Consider the following 17,737-nt stretch of genomic DNA (forward strand, 5'->3'; position numbering starts at 1 on the left):
GCGCGGCGCGGGTTATTTGTTGTTGCCCGCGCCCGTGCCGTACAGACCGTTGTTGAAGCCGCCGGCGCCGTTCGTCGAGTGTTCCTTGCCGACGGTCGGCCCGCGCGATTTGCCCGCGGAGTCCTTCGATTGCTGCTTCTGCGTCTCGTGCACGGCGACGCCGGACGGATTGGCGCGCGACGTGGAATCGGACGTGCGGTTTTCCTGCTGATCGGAGCCTTCGGGCTTTGTGATCTGCGCGCTGGCGCAAGTGGCAAAGAAGCTGGCGGCAAGCCCCGCGATCAGCGTGGCGGCGGTTCGATTGCGTAATGCGGACATGAGGTCTCCATGCAGTTCGTGAGCACGAAGCCGAGCACAAACGATGCCTGACGACAGCCTCTGCAAGATCGGGATTGCCCGCTGCGACACACCGTGCGAGCGATCGATGTCGCGCGCGTGGCGCGAGTGGCGAAAGCGGCGGTCAGGCCGCTTTCGCCCATAGCCTGTTGGTCGACCTTTTGCGGCTGCCGCCGTCGCGAGGATTGCTCTGGACCGCGTCGAGCGCCACGCGCAGGGCTTCGATGCGCTGCTTCTGCGCCGGCACGAGCGCGTAGCCGCTCACGACCGCTGTGAGGCGTTCGCGCCAGTATTCGACGTTGAGCGTGCCCGACGACTGGTTGTTCATCGTGCGAAGCTGCGCGACCGCGCGTTCAATGTGCTGCAGTTCAATGTCCGCCATCGCCGAGGGCAGCAGGCTGCCCTTGGTCTCGCCTTTCTTCTTCTTCATTGTTGGTCTTCCTCTCAGCCGCGCCGCGCAACGCTGTATCGACGTTTCGCGCCCCACGGGCACCCCGTTCACCCGCGCGCTTTCTGTCGAAACGTCGCGGGCGGCCCTTGCTCATTTTCTGAATTGTTCGTCGTGACCGGTTGGCAGCATTCGCGGTATTGCGTCCGCGGCTGTCAACGGTACGACCGTTAGCAAAAATGTACTTAACGGCGGCATGATGCCTCCGTCTGTCATCGCACATTCTCGAAGGGGCTGGCGCGTCTTTCGATGCTGCGGCGCGCCACGGGGAGGTCGAATTGCAGGCGGCGCGGCTAGTCCGCGTCGCCGGAAGGAGACTTTTCCGCGCGCTTTCCGCTGCGTCCGATCTGCGCTTCCATTGCTTCGTCGAGCTTGCTGGCCTTGCGCGGCTTCGCCGGTTCGCGCGCGTTGACGAACGCGATGAAGTCGTCCATCGGCCGCGGGTCGCACAGCTTTTTCGAGCCTTCGGCTCCGCGCTCGACCAGATAGAAGTAGCCGCCGGGCATGCTCACGGCCGCGTAATGCGGATTGCCGCTGCGCGTCTTGAGCCGTTCGACGGCGCTGATGGCTCGTGTCGAGCGCATGATGTCAGGCTCGGCCGGTCAGGGCGCGCACTTCTTGCCCGCGCCTTCGATCCACATGTTCGACACATGGCGCTCGCCGGGGTAGAAGCGGTAGGTGGTCTCGCCGTTGTCGAAGCGGACCTTGACGACGTTCGAGTCGCCGAACTCCAGCATCGTGCCTTGCGGAATCGGCGTTTGCTTGTAGGTGGCGTTGTGCTTCTTCGCTTCGTCGGTGATGCATTGCACGATGCTTGCCACTTCGTTGTGCGTGGACGCGGCCTCGACTTCAGGCTGGCCGGCGTCTTCGTTATGAAAGCGGCCGCAAGCGGCGATGAGCAGGGGCAGCGCGAGGGCCGCGGCGAGTTTCTTCATGATCTTCCCGGTTTGAGGGTGTGGATTCGAGCGCTCCATTAGAGCACAGCGTCTTTACAGTCCGGCGCAGTGTCGATGGCAGCAACCTCCGCGCCCGCACGCGCTTCGCATGTCCCGGCGCAGCGCCTCGCTTACGCGTCCGGCGGCACGCCGAGCAGCGGCAGGGTGCCCCCGACGATGCCGGAGAACACCGGCCCGGCGACGGTCCCGCCGTAGTACGCGCCGCCCGACGGCTCGTCGATCATCACGGCGACGATCACGCGCGGATCGCTCATCGGCGCGATCCCGACGAACGACGCGCGATACTTGTTCGCCGCATACGCGCGCCCGATCTGCTTGCGCGCGGTGCCGGTCTTGCCGCCGACACGATAGCCAGCGACGGCGGCGGCGCGTCCGGTGCCGTCCGAACCTGTCGCCGCTTCGAGCATGTCGCGCACGGCGGCGGCCGTCGCGGGCTGCACGACCGGCGTGCTCGCGCGGCGCTTCTCGCCCTGGATCAGCGTGGCGGCGTGAAAGCGCCCGTCGCCGGCATACGCCGTGTAGATCTGCGCGATCTGCAAGAGCGAGAGCGACAGCCCGTAGCCGTAGGCCATCGTCGCCTGTTCGATGGGCTTCCAGCGTTCCGGCGCGCGCAGCCTACCGGTGGCGGCGCCCGGAAACGTCAGATCCGGCGCCTGACCGATGCCGTAGTCGCGGTACGTGTCCCAGATGGTCCGCGCGGGAATCTTCAGCGCGAGCTTCGTCAGCGCGACGTTGCTCGACATCTGCACGGCCTCGGCCACCGTGATGACGCCGTGATTCGACGTGTCGTGAATCACGTTCGGACCGATTTTCAGCGTGCCGGGATTCGTGTCGATGCGCGTATCCGGCCGCACGTGACCGAGGTCGATGGCGAGCGCGGCGACGAGCGGCTTGATGGTCGAGCCGGGCTCGAAGGTATCGGTGAGCGCACGATTGCGAAGCTGCTCGCCCGTGAGACGGTGGCGGTCGTTGGGATCGAAGCTCGGATAATTCGCGAGCGCCAGCACTTCGCCATTCTTTGCGTCCAGCACGACGACGCTGCCGGCGCGCGCCCGATGCTTCGCGACAGCCGCTTTCAGTTGCGCATGTGCGAGTTGCTGGATGCGCCGGTCGATCGTCAGGTGAATCGTCTCGCCGTTTTGCGGCATCTCCGTCTCGCCAATCTGCGATACCACGCGCCCCAGCCGGTCGCGGATCACTTCGCGCTGACCGGCGGCACCCGCGAGCCGCGCGTCGGCGGCCAGCTCGACGCCTTCCTGACCGCGATCCTCGTTATCCGTGAAGCCGACGACATGCGCCGCCGATTCGCCTTCGGGATAGAAGCGTTTCGTGTCCGGCACGAGCGTGATGCCCGCGCGACCCACTTCGGCGATGCGCTCGGCCGTCTCTGCGTCCACCTGGCGCTTGAGCAGCACGAAGCGGCGATCCGTCGCGATGCGGCGCGTGAGTTCGCTTGCCGGCACGTCCAGCCATTTGGCGAGGTCGTCGGCGCGCGCGGCATCCAGGAGCTTGGGATTGGCCCAGACTTCGTAGGTGGCGAGGCTCACCGCGAGCATCGCGCCGTGCCGGTCGACGATGCGGCCGCGCGTCGCTTCGAGCGCCAGCGTTCGCTGATAGCGCTTCTGTCCTTCGCCGATGTAGAACGCGTGATCGACGACTTGCACCCAGAGCGCGCGCCCGGCGAGCGCGAGAAACGCGGCGGTCAAGCCGGCAACGACGAACGTGGAACGCCACGCCGGCAGCCGTTGCGCGAGCATGGCGCTGCGGTGATGCGTGTGGAATTCGCGGCCGCCGCGGGTCTTCTTGCTGTTGATCATCGGCGGGATGCGTCAGGCGGGATTCGACTGCGCGAGCCGCGCGAGCGCCGCGTCGAGATCCGACGGAGCAATCGTGCCGTCGGCATCGGGCAGACGAATGCCGATGTCCTCGCTCAACACTTGCCGAAGCGCTTCGACGCTTTCGAGTTCGCGGTGCGTGGTGCCGGCGCGCTCGTCGTGCAGGGACAAGCGCAGGTTGTAGAGGCCGTAGCGGCGTCCCGGCGCGAGCCGCGCGACCAGCAGGTTATGCACGAAGATGGACTGCGGATAAGTCGAGACGAAGTAGTTCGACATCTCGTAGTCGATGTCGTATTGCGGATCGAGATTGAAGCGGTAGAGGGCCGTCCACGTTCCGTCGATGAGCGCTTCCATTCGATAGTTCGGCAGGCCCGCGTCCCAGTCGATGCGCTGCAGCCTGAAGGCGCCATGCGGCGTGATCTGCTCGAGCCCCGCCTGAAGCGCGAGCGGCGCGGAAAGCGTCATGCCGCCGAAGCCGACATCGACGGCGAACGCGCCTTCGTCCAGTTCCACGACGAGCAGCATGTGCGAGCGCGGCGGCATGACCGACGCATCGCGGCCCCACAGCACGCGGCCCGCGTAGCTTTTCACGCGAAAACCCAGTGCTTCGAGTACGCTGCGGAAAAGCAGGTTGTGTTCGTAGCAGTAACCGCCGCGCCGGTTCATGACGAGCTTGCGCTGAATCGACTCGATATCGATACGCACCGGCCTCCCGAGCAGCACGTCGAGATTCTCGAACGGTATCGCCTGTGGATGCAGCAAGTGCAGCGCGCGCAGCGTGTCGAGCGTGGGCGCGGGCCGCTCGCCGCCGCTGAAACCGATGCGTGCGAGATAGGCGGGCAGGTCAATGAGCGTGTCGTGTGAAGTCATGTGGAGTGGGCTGGGTGCCGCGAAGTGCCGCGAACATTCTACGACACGGGAAGCCAAAAATTACAACTAGCCTACGAACAACGCAATACGCCGTAAGAAGCGATGCGCGATTGAACTGTGCCGCATCGCCGAGGGTCTTTCCAGTTTCGCTCAACGGATGAGGACACCCACGTCATGCCGAACGATTCAGACAATAGCAGCCAGGCAAGTGCTTCGAACCCGTCTTCGGCGTCACCCGAAGCCAAGCGCCGCGCGCCTGCGTGCACGCTCGTGATCTTCGGCGCAGGCGGCGATCTCACGCGGCGGCTCTTGATGCCCGCGCTCTACAACCTGTCCGCTGACGGTCTGCTCGACGACGACATGCAGATCATCGGCGTCAATCACGGCGAGCGCGAAACGTCCGAGTGGCGCGACGAGCTGACCGAATCGCTGCGCAAGTTCGCCGCCGACAAGGCCAGCACGTTCCATACGTCGAAGCTCGACGAGGACGCGTGGAATCGCGTCGCGAACAAGCTCGAATACTTCGCGGGCGAGTTCGACAACGAAGAAACCTTCGCGCGGCTCAAGGAGCGCCTCGGCCAGTCGAAGAGCGGCAATGTCGTGTTCTATCTCGCCGTGAGCGCGCGGTTCTTTGCGCCGATCGCGGAACATCTCGGGCGCGCCGGGCTGCTCGAAGAGAAAGACGGCGCGTTCAGGCGGCTCGTCATCGAGAAGCCGTTCGGCACCGACCTCGCGTCGGCGCAGGCGCTCAACCGCTGCATTCTCGCCTACGCGCAGGAATCGCAGATTTATCGCATCGACCACTTTCTCGGCAAGGACACGGTGCAGAGCATTCTCGCGGTGCGCTTCGCCAACGCCATGTTCGAGCCGGTCTGGCGGCGCGAATATATCGACCACGTGCAGATCACGGCGTCCGAGACCATCGGCGTGGAAGGGCGCGGCAGCTTCTACGAGCAGACGGGCGCGTTCCGCGACATGGTGCCGAATCATCTGTTTCAGCTGCTCGGCATGGTGGCGATGGAACCGCCTAATTCCTTCGACGCCGAAAGCGTGCGCGACAAGAAAGCCGAAGTCTTCGACGCGATGAAGCCGCTTTCTCCGCGCGACGTGGTGTTCGGGCAATATGAAGCGGGCGCGGCGGGCCCGGGCTATCGCGAAGAGCCGGGCGTGGCGAAAGACAGTCGCACGGAGACGTACGCGGCGGCGCGCGTCTATGTCGAGAACTGGCGCTGGGCGGGCGTGCCGTTCTATTTGCGCACCGGCAAGCGGCTGGCCGAACGCCGCACGGAAATTTCGGTGCAACTGAAGGCGGTGCCGTTCCGGCTGTTCCGCGATACGCCCGTCGATGCCCTCACGCCGAACGTCTACACGTTGCGCATCGATCCGGCGCACGGCACTTCGTTCGATTTCAACGTCAAGGTGCCGGGCCCCGTGATGCAGGTCGGCGCGGTGCGCTCGGCGTTCGACTACGGCGATTTCTTCGCCGAACGCGCGAACGTCGGCTACGAGACGCTGCTCTACGACTGCATGCTCGGCGACGAAACGCTCTTTCAGCGTGCCGACAGCATCGAGACGGCATGGGCGGTGGTGGATAGCGTGCTGCATCCGGACGGCGACTTGCCCGTGCATGGCTACGCGGCGGGCAGCGACGGACCGCAGGAAGCGGATCGCCTTTTGGCCGAGGATGGCCGCACGTGGCGTCCGCTGACCGATAACCGCAAGAAGAACTGACACCCCGGGACACCAACAATGACAAGCGTGAGCACGGAAACCAGAACGAAGCAAAGAAAACGCGTGACCACCGCGAAGGGCGCGGTGAAGGCGGATCGCATACTCGCCATCGACATCGGCGGGACGGGGTTGAAGGCTGCGGTGCTGTCCGAAGACGGCGAGATGAAGACCGAACGGCTGCGCGTGCCGACGCCCAAGCCCGCGACGCCCGACGCGGTCGTCGATGCGATCATCTCGCTCGTGCAGCCGGCGCTCGCGGAGCCGCCGACGCATATTTCCATCGGCTTTCCGGGCGTCGTGCGCGATAACGTCGTGCTGACCGCGCCGAATCTCGGCAACAAATACTGGCAGCGCGTGCCGCTCGCGGACATGATCTCGCAGCGTCTCGGCGGCATGCCCGCGCGCATGATCAACGATGCCGAAATGCAGGGGCTCGCGGCCATACAAGGGCACGGTATTGAGTTCGTGCTGACGCTCGGCACGGGCGCTGGAACCGCGCTCTTTCGCGACGGCGAACTGATGCCGCATCTGGAACTCGCGCATCACCCGGTGTCGAAGAGCCGTACCTACGACGAATACATCGGCAACGCGGCGCGCGAGAAGGCCGGCAGCAAGCGCTGGAACCGGCGCGTCGAAAAGGTGATCGCCATTCTCGACACGCTCGTCAACTACGACAAGCTGTGGATCGGCGGCGGCAACGCCGCGCACCTGAATTTCGAGCTGCCGCCGAACGTGGCGGTCGTATCGAACGCGGCGGGCATCGAGGGCGGCGCGAAGCTGTGGCATCCGCGCTCCGTTCGCGAGACTCGCCAACTCTCCGACTTCAATCAGCGCGAAGGAGCGCCTACATGAATGCCAATGGCCAATTCGGTTTGCACAGCGTGAACGGCGACGGCGCCGCCGCGCTCGAAGCGCTCGCGCAGGTGCAGCTCGTCGTCTCGGACTGCGACGGCACGCTGCTCCACACCGACAAGTCGATCAGCGAGGCCGCGAAAGAGGCGGTGCGGCGTCTGCGGCAAGCGGGCGTCGAGTTCACGGTCGCGAGCAGTCGGCCCGGCGCGGGTATGCGCTATATCGTGGAGACGCTCGGCGTCGACATGCCGTATGCGTCGTATAACGGCGGCAATCTCGTTCAGCCGGGCACGTGGGAAGTGCTCGCCGCGCACAAGCTGCCGCGCGACGCGGTACAGACGTCGCTGGAAGCGCTCGCGTCCGCGGGCGTGGATGCGTGGGTGTTCGTCGGCGACGTGTGGTATCTGACCAATCCCGACGGCGCGTATGTGCCGCGCGAACGGCGCACGGTCGGCTACGACGGCGTGCTGGTGCAGCGTTTCGACGATGTGGATCTGGATGCCGTCGACAAGATCGTCGGCTCGACGGCGGATGCGCCGCTGCTCGAACGCGTCGAAGCGCAGCTGCAGACGCAGCTCGAAGGGCGCGCGAACGCGGCGCGCTCGCAGAGCTATTACCTCGACATCACGCATCTGCTCGCGAACAAGGGCGACGTGGTGCGCGAACTCGCGAAGCGCAAGAACGTGCCGCTCGAGCGCGTGGCCGTGCTCGGCGACATGAGTAACGATATCGCGATGTTCGAGATTGCAGGGCTATCGATTGCGATGGGGCAGGCGTCTGAGACGGTGCAACGACGCGCGAGCCTCGTCTCGTCGACGAACGACGAGGACGGCTTCGCGGTGGGGATCAATGCGCTCTTGTCGGCGCGTGGGTTGTAGCGTACTTCGGGCGAACGCCGGCCGGCCTCGGCTGGCGTGCCGGACGGCTTAACGCCGGCGCATCGGGGCGCGGGCCGCGCCGCCGCCGCTCGCGCGTTCGTCCTTGTGACGGAAGTTGATGCGGCCTTTGGTCATGTCGTAGACCGACATTTCCAGCGTCACGCGGTCGCCCGCCAGAATGCGGATGTGGTTCTTGCGCATGCGGCCCGAGGCATAAGCGCCGACAACGACGCCGTTGTCCAGCGTCACGCGATAGCGGCTGTCGGGAAGCACTTCGTCAACGATACCGTCGAGTTCGATCAGTTCTTCTTTCGCCATTTGAGCTCCTGTTGAAGTAATAGGGGGTGCCGCGCCGCTCGACGCCACGCGACGGCATTCGCGATTGTCGGCACGCGACGTTGCCGGAGGCATCGCCGCTGCAACGCGTCGGAAGCGAAGTCAGGCGTGGCTCGGTGCGCTCGAACGACGAACGCGCCGCGTCTTGCTTTCAGGCTCGTGGCGAGCTTGACGGCATAGGCCGGAACGACCGGACTCGCCTTCGAGCGGCAAGCCCTTGGCCGGCATGACCGGGACGGCGACGCCGGCTCCCTGCGAGGCTTCGACCGAGATTCAGGGCGATGCCGCGAGTGCCGGCGTGCGGTGTGATGCGGTGAATGGGTCTGCTGTGACTGGCAGATGCGGTCAGAGAGCCGAATTGCAAGCGTACTGACGCGGCACGGGGCTGCTTCCCCCTACAACTGCTACTGCTTCGCAACAGAGTCCGTTTAGACAGAGGAAACCGCACAAAAGTTCCTTGCGCGATGTCCGGCGAGTGGTACATGTTTCTTTGCGATGTCTATCGCATCGCACCGTATTATAACCAACCCGCCTTCTTGAAGCGCCAGAAGAGCACGATATCGACCAGCAGCATGACGCCGAGACACGCCGGGTAGCCATACGTCCAGTCAAGCTCCGGTATGCGATGAAAGTTCATGCCGTAGATGCCGGCGATCATCGTCGGCACGGCGAAGAGCGCGGCGAAGGAGCCGAGGCGCTTGGTCACTTCGCTTTCGGCGAGCGCAATCAGCCCGAGATTCACCTGAATCGCCGTGACGATCATTTCCCGGCGGCCTTCGATCGTCTTCACGATGCGCAGCAGGTGGTCGTAGACATCGCGGAAATATTCCTGCATGCCCGCGCACACGCCCGGCGGCCGCCCGCCGTACAGCTTGCTCACGGCTTCGAGCAGCGGCGCCGTGTGATGCTGCATGAGCGTCATGCGGCGCTTGAGCGAATACAAATCTTCGATGATCTCGCGGGACGCCGCCGAGCCGTTGCGCTCGAAGATGCGCTCTTCCACTTCGTCGAGCGCGTTGCCGAGTGATTCGAGCACGGGAAAGTAGCGATCGACGACGGCGTCGAGCAGCGCGTACATCACGAACGCCGGGCCGTGCTTGAGCAACTGCGGCTCGCGCTCGCAGCGTTTGCGCACTTCCTGAAAGCCCTGCGTCGTGCGATTGCGCACGGAGATCACGTAATTGCGCCCGACGAACACGTTGATTTCGCCGACGAGCAACTCGCCTTCCTCGTCGAACTCGACGGTATGGAAGACAGCAAAAAGCGAATCGCCGTACTCTTCGATCTTCGGGCGCTGATGACCATGCTGCGCGTCCTCGATGGCCAGTTCATGCAGGCCGAACTGATGCGCCATGTGCGCAAGCTCGCCCGGCCCGGGTTCCTTTAGCGCGACCCAGATGAACGAGTCGGGCACGTCCCGGTACGCGTTGATGTCGTCGATCTGTACGTCTGCGAGCTTTCGGCCGTTCTGATAAGCCGCGCAATTGACCAGCATGGGGCGCCCTTGTTATGTCGATGTAATCGGCCACGCGCCTCTTGCAAGGTGTAACGACGGGCGCGGGCGCGGACCGTATCGCTTAAATCTTAGCGGATCGCGACGCGCCACGCGCCGTGTATTTGCACGCGCGCGCGGTCTTTAGCCTGCCGTGTAGTCGAGTTGCGGCACGACTTCGGACACCGGCAGCGCGGGGACATTCGACTGCATCGCGTCGAGCTTGGTCAGCTTGCCTTCGACCGTCGCGCCGACGTCCATGCGCAGCTTCTGATAGTAGATGTTGCCGTGCACGTGCGCGTTCGACTGCAACTCGACGAAATGCGCGACGGTCACGTCGCCGACCACCCGGCCGTTGATGATGACGTCGTAAGCGCTGACGTTGCCGTGAATCGCGCCCTGGTCGCTCAGGACGAGCAGCGATTCATCGCCGGGGCGGCCCTTGACATTGCCTGTCACCTGACCGTCCATGCGCAGGCCTTCGCTGAATTCGAGATCGCCCGAGATGTGGACGTTTTGCGCGATCAGGGTGGAGAGCTTGGCCGGCTTGACGCTCTGCGCGTCTTTCTTCGATGAAAACATGGCGATTCCTTGCGATGCGGTAAAGGGTGGCGGCCGACGATCACGCGCAACGGCGTGTCCGGTCGGTCGGTAAATCAACGTTGCTTCTTCAAGAAAGCGAGGTCCGTTTGCAGCCTCTCGATCTGCGCGGCGCTTTGGACCGCACGCTGGTCGAGCGCGGTGCGCGCGGCCTTTTCCTGTTCGAGCGCGAACTGCGCGTGGGCCAGCTCGTCGCGCAGCTTTTGTTCCGAGACGGGCGGCGCGCACAACACGTCGAGCTTGCGCGCCTGTTCGTGCGAGGTCTTCAGCGCGTAACCCGCCGCGACCAGCGCGCCGACCGCACAAATGGCGGCGATCACGCCCGGCAGGTAAGCGGCGCTGCGCTTGGGCGTGAGCGAATACGTGTGCTGGGTCAGCTTGAGCGACACCCGGTTCGAATCAGCCTTGCGCATTGGGTTTCGGCCTGAAGAGCATGAGATAGGGCTTCGGATTGAGCTGCGCGCCGCCGACGATGACTTCGAAGTGCAGATGCGGTCCGGTCGAACGGCCCGTCGAGCCGACTTCGGCAATTTCATCGCCCGGCATGACGTACTGGCCTTCGGTGACGAGAATGCGCGACGCATGGCCGTACCGCGTGATCATGCCGTTGGCGTGGCGGACGTCCACCGCGTTGCCGTACCCGTTGCGCTCGCCCGCCTGAATCACGCGCCCGCCCGCGCTTGCGAGAATCGGCGTGCCGGTCGGCGCGACCAGATCCAGCCCGGGATGAAAGCTCACATGACCGGTGAACGGATCGATGCGGTTGCCGTACGGCGAGCCGAAGTGCGAGCCGGGGGCGGGATCGCGGCCCGGAAACGCCATGTACGCGGTGTAATGCGCAATAGCCTGACCTTGCAGTTGCGAGAGCGTGTCGCTCAGGCACCCGACGACTTTCTGCGCGTTCTTGAGACGCTGCAAAGGCGTGCCGTCCTGCGCGTGCTCCGCGTTGCAAAGACGCGGCGGCAGTTCCGGACCGCCTGCGCCGTCGAGCGAGGTCGACGGGCCTTCGCTGTCCGGCAGCGGCGGCACGTCGTGCACGCCGGAGGCCGACCCTGCGCCGGGCGCGGCCTTCAGCCGGTTATCGAAATCGCGCAATTCGCCGATCTGGGCCGACAGCGCCGCGACGCGCGGCACGAGCGAGTCGAGATCGGCGTCGATCCGTCCGAGCTGCTCGATCTCGTAAGAGCGGCGCGACACGAACGCCTGCTCTTCGCCGAGATGACTGCGCGCGAATGTCGTGCCGATGGCAATGCCCAGCGCAAGCGCGGCGATCAAAAGCGCAATGAGTCCGATGACCGCAATGGTGCGGGCCGTGCGCGCTTCGACGAAACGCACGCGCTGGCTCGACACGGACCGTCTTGACCAGATGACGAACGACATCAGCGGACGGCACCGAGTGAGCCGGCGCTCGCGCCCGGACAGGGTTGAATGTGGAGAAAGCTCAATCGGTTCACGTAAATAGCAGCGCCGCGACGGACGGCGCGGTAAAACGGGCCGGCGATTATGCCGCACGGTGCCGGTGCGCCGACACTTCGTCGGGATGGCGAATCAAATTAATACGAATTCAGCGCGATGAATCGATTCATCGCCGGAATCGGCATTAAAACACCTGCCCACGCTAACAACGTCAAAAAGGTTCAACGCTCGCCGAAGCGCGTTCAGGATGGCTTGACGTCAACCCATCCGATATCGGGCGCGTCGCCCATGAGGAACGCGTGATTGAGTTCGGCGGCTGCGCGCAGGTAGTTCCAGACGGCGGTGATGCGCCTCAGCCGGCGCAGGTCTTCGCGACACGACAGAAAGAAGGCGCGCGTCACGACGATCTCGTCGGGCAGCACCGGCACGAGCCGCGCATCCGGCGACGCCATGAAGCACGGCAGGATGGCGAGCGCGCGTCCCTGCAACGCGGCGTGATACTGCGCGATGGCGCTCGTGCTGCGCCAGCGCGACACCGCGCCCGGCACCGCGCGCTCCAGATACAGCAGTTCATGGCTGAACGCGAGATCGTCGATATAGCTCGCGAAGCGATGCTCGCGCAGATTGTCTTTCGCGCGGATCGGCGCGTGTGCGTCGAGATAGCCGGGCGTCGCGTAGAGCTTCAGCCGATAGTCGCAGAGCTTGGTATAGACGTATTGCCCTTGCTCAGGCCGTTCGAGCGTCACGGCGATATCCGCCTCGCGCTTCGAGAGGCTCACGAAATGCGGCACCGGCAACAGGTCGATGGAGATGTTCGGTTGCGCGTCCTGAAAGCGCGCGAGATGCGGCGCGAGAAAGAAGCAGCCGAAGCCTTCCGTGGAACCGACGCGCACGTGACCCGACAGCGCGTGTCCCGAGTTGGCGATCTGCTCGGCGGCGGATTGCACCGTCGTTTCCATCGCATCGACGAAACCGAGCAGGCGCTGGCCCTCGGCGGTCAGCACGAAACCGCCGCTGCGCGACTTGTCGAAGAGCAGCGTGCCGAGCGCGTCTTCGAGCGCGCGCACGCGCCTCGCGACCGTCGTGTAATCGACGCCCAGCCGTTTGGCCGCGCCGCTCGCGCGCTGCGTGCGCGCCACTTCGAGAAAATAGCGCAGGTCGTCCCAGTTCAGTTTCGCGGCGTCGAACTTCGGGCCTTTTTGCATATCGGTCGGGTGTTTTTCTAGTGCCAGGGCGGACTTTTGCATAACTATACTCAAAGGCACGAGCCTGCCGAATAGTGCCGAATCGCGGGCCGATACCTATAACGGAGACGACATGCCTTTCCCCTCGACGCTTTCACGGCGTCCCGCCCGCGCGTCTTCGCTCCTTCTTCCGCATCGTTTCAATCCAGGAGTCATCCGTGAATATCGTTGCTGAACATCCGGCGCAGGGTGCTCGCCCCGGCGCGTCCGTGCGCACGGCCAGGCTGCTGATCGACGGCGAGTTCGTCGAATCGAAAACGGGCGAATGGCGCGACATAGTCAATCCGGCGACGCAGGACGTCGTCGGCCGCGTGCCGTTCGCGACGACGGACGAGGTCGACGCCGCCGTCACCGCCGCGCAGAAGGCGTTCGAGACGTGGCGCACGACGCCGCTCGGCACGCGTATGCGGCTCATGCTCCGCTTTCAGGACCTGATTCGCCAGAACATGAAGCGCATCGCGCAGACGCTCACCGCCGAGCAAGGCAAGACGCTCGCGGACGCGGAAGGCGATATTTTTCGCGGCCTCGAAGTGGTGGAACACGCGTGCGGCATCGGCACGCTGCAAATGGGCGAGTTCGCCGAGAACGTCGCGGGCGGCGTCGATACGTACACGCTGCGCCAGCCCATCGGCGTCTGCGCCGGCATCACGCCGTTCAATTTCCCGGCGATGATCCCGCTCTGGATGTTCCCGATGGCGATCGTCTGCGGCAACACCTTCGTGCTGAAGCCGTCCGAGCAAGACCCGCTTTCGACGATGGAACTGGTCGAACTGGCGATGGAAGCCGGCGTGCCGCCGGGCGTGCTCAACGTCGTGCACGGCGGCAAAGATGTGGTCGATGCGCTCTGCATGCATCCGGATATCAAGGCGGTGTCGTTCGTCGGCTCCACTGCTGTCGGCACGCACGTCTACAACCTCGCGAGCCAGCACGGCAAGCGCGTCCAGTCGATGATGGGCGCGAAGAATCACGCTGTCGTGCTCCCGGACGCGAACAAGGAGCAGACGCTCAACGCGCTGGCCGGCGCGGGCTTCGGCGCGGCCGGCCAGCGTTGCATGGCGACGTCGGTGGTCGTGCTCGTCGGCGCGTCGAAGGACTGGCTGCCGGATCTCGTCGAACGGGCGCGCTCGCTGAAGGTCAACGCGGGTACGGAGCCGGGCGCGGACCTCGGACCGGTGGTATCGCGCGCGGCGAAGGAGCGCATTCTCGGCATGATCGCGAAGGGCGTCGAAGAGGGCGCGACGCTGGCGCTCGACGGCCGCGACATCAGCGTGACCGGCTACGAGAACGGCAACTTCATCGGGCCGACCGTCTTCTCGGACGTGACCACCGACATGGCCATCTACAGGACCGAGATTTTCGGGCCGGTGCTGTGCGTGCTGGAAGCGGCTACGCTCGACGACGCCATCGCGCTCGTCAACCGCAATCCGATGGGCAACGGCGTCGGTCTCTTTACGCAAAGCGGCGCGGCGGCGCGCAAGTTTCAGAGTGAAATCGACATCGGGCAAGTGGGCATCAACATTCCGATTCCGGTGCCGGTGCCGTCGTTCAGCTTCACGGGTTCGCGTGGCTCGAAGCTCGGCGATCTCGGGCCCTACGGCAAGCAGGTCGTGCAGTTCTATACGCAGACGAAAACGGTCACGGCGCGCTGGTTCGACGACGCCACCGTGAACGACGGCGTCAACACGACCATTTCGCTCCGATAACCAGAAGGAGACACGCGATGCGAATCGGCTTTATCGGCTTGGGTCACATGGGCGGCCCGATGGCCGCGAATCTGCTGAAGGCAGGGCACGCGGTGACGGCCTTCGATCTGTCGCCGTCCGCGCTCGACGCGGCCAAAACGGCGGGCGCGACGCTCGCCAGTTCGCCGCGCGCCGCATCGGAAGGCGCGGCAGTCGTCATCACGATGCTGCCCGCCGCGCCGCACGTCAAAGCCGTTTATCTGAACGACGACGGCGTGCTGGCAGGCGTGAGCGCGGGCGTGCCGCTCATCGACAGCAGCACGATCGATCCGGCCACCGCGAAGCTGATCGGCGAGGCGGCGGCAGCACACGGCAATCCGTTCGCGGACGCGCCGGTATCCGGCGGCGTGGTCGGCGCGCAGGCGGGCACGCTCACGTTCATGGTCGGCGCGGACGAGACGCTTTTCGAAACGCTGAGGCCGGTGCTATCGGGCATGGGCAAGAACATGGTGCGCTGCGGCGAGACCGGCACCGGGCAGATCGCGAAAATCTGCAACAACCTGCTGCTCGGCATCTCGATGATCGGCGTCGCCGAAGCGATGAAACTCGGCGAAGCATTGGGCATCGATCCTTCGAAGCTGGCTGCGATCATCAACACCTCGACGGGGCGCTGCTGGAGTTCGGATACGTGCAATCCCTATCCGGGTATTGTCGAGACTGCGCCGGCATCGCGCGACTATAGCGGCGGCTTCGGTGCGGACCTGATGCTCAAGGATCTCGGCCTCGCCGTCGATGCGGCGCGCGGTGCAAAGCAGCCTGTTTTCATGGGCGCAATCGCGCAGCAGCTCTATCAATCGATGAGTCAGCAAGGTTTCGGCGGACTCGATTTCTCAGGCATCATCAAGCTATACGGCAAGCATGAGTAAGCGAATTCGGCACGCACGTGCGTGCCGAATCTGACCCTCGCTATAACTGCTTTATTAAGTTGCACTGCACAATGCTTCGCGCTGCGCCTTATGCGCCGGAGTCATCGGGATTACGATGATTCGCTTTCCAAAAAAATGTCCTATTCTGAAAGCACGACGCGCGTGTGCCGTTCTATTCCACCCCAGGAAAAGCGGTGTCGCGCGCGCCTCCGATGCAGGCGACGAGCCCGGTCTTCGGGCGATCAGATGAGGAGCACGCGATGCAAGTTACACGTCATTTGAATATGGAATTGCGGCATGCCACGATGCCGACTTATGTAGCCAGCTATTTCTTTCCGTTGCTGCTTTTGGCATACGAAGCCTGGCGTGTGGGTTCCTGGGTCGCGGTGAACGGTTTCAACTTCATGAACTTCAACGCGATGGGCTACGAGTTCGCGCTGATGATCGCCGTGTTCGCCATGCAGGTCATCGTGGAAATCGCGTTCCTCGCGGGAGCCGTGCTGACGCGGCATAAGGATGTGGGCCACCGGCTGGCGAATCTGCTGCTGGGTCTCTTCTGCTCGATGGTTGTGCTCGGCTTCGATCTCGCGCTGCAATATGGGTTGAGCGGAAGCTGATCCGCGGCGTGGTCGTTATCGTCAGAAAGCAGGCCGGCTTCCACGCCGGCCTTCTTCGTTTGCGAGACACGCCGTACTAACAGCCCGCCGCGCTCGCCAGATTCGGCAGCTTGGCGGCGCGCTCGGCGTACCACTTCTCGCTGGCGTCTCTCAGCGCCGTGCGCAAGCCCTCTTCGACGACAGGGTGATAGAACGGCAGCTTCAGCATGTCGTCGAGCGTCAGGTCGAGCTGAATCGCCCACGCGAGCAGATGGCCGAGGTGTTCCATCGCCGGGCCGCAGCCTTGGGCGCCGCGCAGCTTGCCGGTTTTGGCGTCGGCGTAGATGTGCATAAGGCCGCGATTTTGCCGCATCACGCGGCTGCGTCCCTGTGTCTCGAACGAGACCGTCCCCGTGACCGTCATTTGCTTGTCGAGCGAATCGTACGACGCGCCGACGATCACCACCTGCGGCTCGCAGAACACGATCGAAAACGGAACCTTGCGCTTGACCGGCTGCACGTCCGGGAAGCGCGCGGCGTTCTCGCCGGCGAGCTTGCCTTCGTCGGCGGCGTCCTGAAGCCACGGGCGCGTGCCGTCGCAGTCGCCCGCGATGAAAATCGCGCTGTCGCCGCACTGCATCGTCGTTTCGTCGAAGCGCGGCACGCCCTTGTCGTTCAACTCGATGCCCGCGTGTTCCAGCGCGAGCGGCTTGAGATTCGGCGCGCGGCCGGTCGCGGCGAGCACGAGGTCGAACGCTTCCGTGCGCGTGCCGCCGTCTCGCGACTTGAAGCGCAGGGTCGGCCGGCCGTCTTGCAGCGACATGTGTTCGATGTCGCCGTCCGGGTCGAGATAGAACTCGTCGGCGAGCGCCGCCGTGAGCGCATCGCGTACGGGCGGGTCCGAGAGCGCCGCGACGCTGCCGCCTTTGCCGAACATGAAGACTTCGACCGACAGTCTCGCGAGCGCCTGTCCCAGTTCCAGCGAGAGCGGCCCCGTGCCGAATACGGCAATGCGCTTCGGCAGCGTGCGCAGTTCGAAGAGATCGTCGCTCGTGATCAGCTTGTCGCCGAACACGTGCAACTCGTCGGGAAGGTGTGCCTTCGCGCCCGTCGCAATGACGATGCTCTTCGCTGCGACGGTCGTCTCGTCGCCGACTCGGAGCCGCCCCGGCGCCGCGAAGCGCGCGTGTCCGCGAAGGATGCAATCGTCGGGAAACGCATCCACTTCTTCGATGACGCCGCGCACGAAGTGGTCGCGCTCGCGGCGCACGTAGTCCATGACGCGCGCGGAGTCGGTCTGGAGCTCATGCGTGCCTTCGATGCCGCGCGCCGCGAGCGAGCGGGCATCGTGCAGTCCGTTAGCGGCGGCGAGCAACACCTTCGACGGCATGCAGCCGACGCGCGCGCACGTCGTCCCGAATTCGCCGCCTTCGATGAGCACGGCCTTCGCGCCCGCCTCGCGTGCCGCGCGAAACGCGGCCATGCCCGCCGTGCCCGCGCCGATCACGGCGACATCCACTTCGATTGTCTTCATAAGTG

19 protein-coding genes are annotated in these 17,737 nt (G+C 64.7%); 6 read left to right on the forward strand and 13 right to left on the reverse strand.

Annotated features, from left to right (window positions below):
* Positions 1 to 12 precede the first annotated feature (12 nt).
* The 6 genes from P9239_RS00550 to P9239_RS00575 form a co-directional block, all read right to left on the reverse strand.
* Positions 13 to 318: a beta-xylosidase gene (locus P9239_RS00550; protein ID WP_309748569.1), complete on the reverse strand. Its 306-nt coding sequence runs from the start codon at positions 316 to 318 to the stop codon at positions 13 to 15.
* Between the two features lie 142 nt (positions 319 to 460).
* Positions 461 to 766: a hypothetical protein gene (locus P9239_RS00555; protein WP_309748570.1), complete on the reverse strand. Its 306-nt coding sequence runs from the start codon at positions 764 to 766 to the stop codon at positions 461 to 463.
* A gap of 311 nt (positions 767 to 1,077) precedes the next feature.
* Positions 1,078 to 1,368: a hypothetical protein gene (locus P9239_RS00560; protein ID WP_309748571.1), complete on the reverse strand. Its 291-nt coding sequence runs from the start codon at positions 1,366 to 1,368 to the stop codon at positions 1,078 to 1,080.
* 18 nt (positions 1,369 to 1,386) lie between these two features.
* Positions 1,387 to 1,719, reverse strand: a complete 333-nt coding sequence (locus tag P9239_RS00565) for a hypothetical protein (protein ID WP_309748572.1) — start codon at positions 1,717 to 1,719, stop codon at positions 1,387 to 1,389.
* Between the two features lie 131 nt (positions 1,720 to 1,850).
* Positions 1,851 to 3,557 (reverse strand): penicillin-binding protein 2, encoded by a 1,707-nt coding sequence (locus tag P9239_RS00570; protein ID WP_309748573.1) that lies wholly within the window; start codon positions 3,555 to 3,557, stop codon positions 1,851 to 1,853.
* A 12-nt stretch (positions 3,558 to 3,569) separates the two neighbouring features.
* Positions 3,570 to 4,445, reverse strand: coding sequence for an arylamine N-acetyltransferase (locus P9239_RS00575; RefSeq protein WP_309748574.1), 876 nt, complete (start codon positions 4,443 to 4,445; stop codon positions 3,570 to 3,572).
* Positions 4,446 to 4,619: 174 nt separating this feature from the next.
* On the opposite strand from P9239_RS00575, the gene zwf reads away from it, so the two are divergent.
* Genes zwf through P9239_RS00590 form a run of 3 tightly spaced genes read left to right on the forward strand, consistent with a single transcriptional unit; the run spans position 4,620 to position 7,906 of the window.
* Entirely contained in the window at positions 4,620 to 6,176 is a 1,557-nt protein-coding gene (gene zwf / locus P9239_RS00580) for a glucose-6-phosphate dehydrogenase (protein WP_309748575.1), read from the forward strand.
* An 18-nt stretch (positions 6,177 to 6,194) separates the two neighbouring features.
* Positions 6,195 to 7,028 carry an ROK family protein gene (locus P9239_RS00585; protein WP_404980149.1) on the forward strand — a complete coding sequence of 278 codons (834 nt, stop codon included), beginning with the start codon at positions 6,195 to 6,197 and terminating at the stop codon, positions 7,026 to 7,028.
* On the forward strand, positions 7,025 to 7,906 hold the full coding sequence (locus tag P9239_RS00590; protein ID WP_309748577.1) for an HAD family hydrolase: 882 nt from the start codon (positions 7,025 to 7,027) through the stop codon (positions 7,904 to 7,906). Before P9239_RS00585 ends, P9239_RS00590 begins: the two co-directional genes overlap by 4 nt.
* 48 nt (positions 7,907 to 7,954) lie before the next feature.
* On the opposite strand, the gene infA is transcribed toward P9239_RS00590, so the two are convergent.
* The 6 genes from infA to P9239_RS00620 all read right to left on the reverse strand — a co-directional run bounded on the left by infA (position 7,955) and on the right by P9239_RS00620 (position 12,955).
* Positions 7,955 to 8,224 (reverse strand): translation initiation factor IF-1, encoded by a 270-nt coding sequence (infA, locus tag P9239_RS00595; RefSeq protein WP_175941889.1) that lies wholly within the window; start codon positions 8,222 to 8,224, stop codon positions 7,955 to 7,957.
* Between the two features lie 535 nt (positions 8,225 to 8,759).
* The gene (gene corA, locus P9239_RS00600) at positions 8,760 to 9,737 is read right to left on the reverse strand and encodes a magnesium/cobalt transporter CorA (protein ID WP_309748578.1); all 978 of its coding nucleotides are present in this window, start codon (positions 9,735 to 9,737) and stop codon (positions 8,760 to 8,762) included.
* 141 nt (positions 9,738 to 9,878) lie between these two features.
* Positions 9,879 to 10,316 (reverse strand): polymer-forming cytoskeletal protein, encoded by a 438-nt coding sequence (locus P9239_RS00605; protein WP_309748579.1) that lies wholly within the window; start codon positions 10,314 to 10,316, stop codon positions 9,879 to 9,881.
* 74 nt (positions 10,317 to 10,390) lie between these two features.
* On the reverse strand, positions 10,391 to 10,747 hold the full coding sequence (locus P9239_RS00610; protein ID WP_309748580.1) for a hypothetical protein: 357 nt from the start codon (positions 10,745 to 10,747) through the stop codon (positions 10,391 to 10,393).
* On the reverse strand, positions 10,734 to 11,714 hold the full coding sequence (locus P9239_RS00615; protein WP_309748581.1) for a M23 family metallopeptidase: 981 nt from the start codon (positions 11,712 to 11,714) through the stop codon (positions 10,734 to 10,736). The genes P9239_RS00610 and P9239_RS00615 overlap by 14 nt, the downstream gene beginning before the upstream one ends.
* Before the next feature lie 278 nt (positions 11,715 to 11,992).
* A complete protein-coding gene (locus P9239_RS00620; RefSeq protein WP_309748582.1) occupies positions 11,993 to 12,955 on the reverse strand; it encodes a LysR family transcriptional regulator in 963 nt (320 codons plus the stop codon).
* Positions 12,956 to 13,152: 197 nt separating this feature from the next.
* Between P9239_RS00620 and P9239_RS00625 the strand changes: the two genes are divergently transcribed.
* The 3 genes from P9239_RS00625 to P9239_RS00635 all read left to right on the forward strand — a co-directional run bounded on the left by P9239_RS00625 (position 13,153) and on the right by P9239_RS00635 (position 16,219).
* Positions 13,153 to 14,697 (forward strand): CoA-acylating methylmalonate-semialdehyde dehydrogenase, encoded by a 1,545-nt coding sequence (locus P9239_RS00625; protein ID WP_309748583.1) that lies wholly within the window; start codon positions 13,153 to 13,155, stop codon positions 14,695 to 14,697.
* A gap of 17 nt (positions 14,698 to 14,714) precedes the next feature.
* On the forward strand, positions 14,715 to 15,602 hold the full coding sequence (mmsB, locus tag P9239_RS00630) for a 3-hydroxyisobutyrate dehydrogenase (RefSeq protein WP_309748584.1): 888 nt from the start codon (positions 14,715 to 14,717) through the stop codon (positions 15,600 to 15,602).
* Positions 15,603 to 15,862: 260 nt separating this feature from the next.
* Positions 15,863 to 16,219, forward strand: a complete 357-nt coding sequence (locus P9239_RS00635) for a hypothetical protein (protein ID WP_206468467.1) — start codon at positions 15,863 to 15,865, stop codon at positions 16,217 to 16,219.
* 76 nt (positions 16,220 to 16,295) lie between these two features.
* Here the strand turns inward: P9239_RS00635 and P9239_RS00640 are convergent, their stop codons facing one another.
* Positions 16,296 to 17,732 carry a dihydrolipoyl dehydrogenase gene (locus tag P9239_RS00640; RefSeq protein ID WP_309748586.1) on the reverse strand — a complete coding sequence of 479 codons (1,437 nt, stop codon included), beginning with the start codon at positions 17,730 to 17,732 and terminating at the stop codon, positions 16,296 to 16,298.
* Between the last annotated feature and the right edge of the window lie 5 nt (positions 17,733 to 17,737).

Origin of the sequence: Caballeronia sp. LZ062 (assembly GCF_031450785.1) — a bacterium.
GTDB lineage: Bacteria > Pseudomonadota > Gammaproteobacteria > Burkholderiales > Burkholderiaceae > Caballeronia.

Excerpts from the sequence above, each read along its gene's own strand:
- P9239_RS00565 (WP_309748572.1), bottom strand. The coding sequence starts at position 1,719 with ATGAAGAAACTCGCCGCGGCCCTCGCGCTGCCCCTGCTCATCGCCGCT.
- P9239_RS00620 (WP_309748582.1), bottom strand. The coding sequence starts at position 12,955 with ATGCAAAAAGGCCCGAAGTTCGACGCCGCGAAACTGAACTGGGACGAC.
- P9239_RS00560 (WP_309748571.1), bottom strand. The coding sequence starts at position 1,368 with ATGCGCTCGACACGAGCCATCAGCGCCGTCGAACGGCTCAAGACGCGC.
- P9239_RS00635 (WP_206468467.1), top strand. The coding sequence starts at position 15,863 with ATGCAAGTTACACGTCATTTGAATATGGAATTGCGGCATGCCACGATG.
- P9239_RS00605 (WP_309748579.1), bottom strand. The coding sequence starts at position 10,316 with ATGTTTTCATCGAAGAAAGACGCGCAGAGCGTCAAGCCGGCCAAGCTC.
- P9239_RS00590 (WP_309748577.1), top strand. The coding sequence starts at position 7,025 with ATGAATGCCAATGGCCAATTCGGTTTGCACAGCGTGAACGGCGACGGC.
- P9239_RS00615 (WP_309748581.1), bottom strand. The coding sequence starts at position 11,714 with ATGTCGTTCGTCATCTGGTCAAGACGGTCCGTGTCGAGCCAGCGCGTG.
- mmsB (WP_309748584.1), top strand. The coding sequence starts at position 14,715 with ATGCGAATCGGCTTTATCGGCTTGGGTCACATGGGCGGCCCGATGGCC.
- P9239_RS00570 (WP_309748573.1), bottom strand. The coding sequence starts at position 3,557 with ATGATCAACAGCAAGAAGACCCGCGGCGGCCGCGAATTCCACACGCAT.
- P9239_RS00585 (WP_404980149.1), top strand. The coding sequence starts at position 6,195 with ATGACAAGCGTGAGCACGGAAACCAGAACGAAGCAAAGAAAACGCGTG.
- corA (WP_309748578.1), bottom strand. The coding sequence starts at position 9,737 with ATGCTGGTCAATTGCGCGGCTTATCAGAACGGCCGAAAGCTCGCAGAC.
- P9239_RS00610 (WP_309748580.1), bottom strand. The coding sequence starts at position 10,747 with ATGCGCAAGGCTGATTCGAACCGGGTGTCGCTCAAGCTGACCCAGCAC.
- P9239_RS00550 (WP_309748569.1), bottom strand. The coding sequence starts at position 318 with ATGTCCGCATTACGCAATCGAACCGCCGCCACGCTGATCGCGGGGCTT.
- zwf (WP_309748575.1), top strand. The coding sequence starts at position 4,620 with ATGCCGAACGATTCAGACAATAGCAGCCAGGCAAGTGCTTCGAACCCG.
- P9239_RS00555 (WP_309748570.1), bottom strand. The coding sequence starts at position 766 with ATGAAGAAGAAGAAAGGCGAGACCAAGGGCAGCCTGCTGCCCTCGGCG.
- infA (WP_175941889.1), bottom strand. The coding sequence starts at position 8,224 with ATGGCGAAAGAAGAACTGATCGAACTCGACGGTATCGTTGACGAAGTG.
- P9239_RS00575 (WP_309748574.1), bottom strand. The coding sequence starts at position 4,445 with ATGACTTCACACGACACGCTCATTGACCTGCCCGCCTATCTCGCACGC.
- P9239_RS00640 (WP_309748586.1), bottom strand. The coding sequence starts at position 17,732 with ATGAAGACAATCGAAGTGGATGTCGCCGTGATCGGCGCGGGCACGGCG.